1 pseudogene is annotated in these 238 nt (G+C 68.1%); it reads right to left on the bottom strand.

The features are described 5' to 3' along the window. A pseudogene (locus EXE42_RS18005) lies at positions 1-206 on the bottom strand (hypothetical protein); the annotation flags it as partial. Positions 207-238 lie beyond the last annotated feature (32 nt).

The raw sequence follows: 238 nt of genomic DNA, 5'->3' as shown, positions 1-238 counted from the left end.
ACAACTGTTTTCGGATCGAGGTCATCGCGGTGCCACTCACGCTCCGGACCCTCCCCGCGCATCCCACGGAGGCCGAACGCCTCGCGCTCTTCATAAGCTTCGTACCCGGAGGGGTCGTAGCCACTCACCGCGGCCGACCCCTCTGACGCGGGCTGGAGCACGATCCCGTCCGGATACGCCTCGCGGAAGGCCCTGTACGTGGTCATCGGCCCGGGTCGAACGAGGAGTCGCTCGCCGG

This window comes from Halorubrum sp. SP3, from assembly GCF_005435195.1.
Classification (GTDB): Archaea; Halobacteriota; Halobacteria; order Halobacteriales; family Haloferacaceae; genus Halorubrum; species Halorubrum sodomense.
The sequence above is the reverse complement of the archived record's forward strand: the minus strand, read 5'-3'. Positions and strand labels throughout refer to the sequence as shown.